The following is a 748-nucleotide window of genomic DNA, read 5'->3' as shown; positions in this document are numbered from 1 at the left end:
CCCACCGGGGCGACGCTGGCCGCGGCGGGCGTCGCCCCGGTGGGCAGCGCGTAGCGCCGGAGCGTGCGAGCGAGCCCCCCGCCCTGCCGGCTCGAGGGGGAGGGGTCGCGATCCGTCGGCTCAGCCATAAGGACCTCTTACGCTACCTATTCAGAAGAAGGCGGGGCAACGGCCTCGAGGACCGCCCCGGCGATCTCGGCGAGGGGCAGGACCCGGTCCGCCGCGCCCGCCTTGACGGCGGCGCCGGGCATCCCCCAGACGACGCTGCTCGCCTCGTCCTGGGCGATGGTCGGCGCGCCGGCCGCCTGCAGCCGGGCGAGCCCCGCAGCGCCGTCGTTGCCCATGCCGGTGAGCAGGACCCCGACGGCGCTGGGCCCGGCCGCCGCGGCCACGGTATCGAAGAGCACGTCCACCGAGGGGCGGTGGCGGTTCACCGGCTCGGCGTCGCTGAGCCGGCACTGGTAGCGGCTGCCGTCGCGGACGAGCTCGAGGTGGTACGTCCCCCCGGGGGCGATGTAGGCGTGGCCGGGGAGCACGCGCTGGCCGTCCTTGGCCTCGTGGACGCTCACGGCGCAGAGCCCGTCGAGGCGCTCGGCGAAGGCGGCGGAGAAGCCCGGCGGCATGTGCTGGGTGACGAGCACGGGCGGGGCGTTCGCCGGCAGCGCCTCGAGCACGCGCTGGATGGCCACCGTCCCGCCCGTGGAGGCGCCGATGGCGACGATCCGCTCGGCGGCGCGCCGCCGCGGCG

General features: G+C 77.1%; 1 protein-coding gene. It reads right to left on the bottom strand.

Annotation, left to right across the window (positions count from 1 at the left end; translation table 11 throughout):
- Nucleotides 1-146: 146 nt before the first annotated feature.
- Nucleotides 147-748, bottom strand: a 602-nt coding sequence (locus CKO13_RS12435) for a CheB methylesterase domain-containing protein (RefSeq protein ID WP_200261472.1), incomplete at its 5' end; no start/stop codon positions are given.

Origin of the sequence: Halorhodospira neutriphila (assembly GCF_016584055.1) — a bacterium.
Lineage (GTDB): Bacteria > Pseudomonadota > Gammaproteobacteria > Nitrococcales > Halorhodospiraceae > Halorhodospira > Halorhodospira neutriphila.
This window is presented reverse-complemented; position numbering and strand designations above follow the sequence as displayed.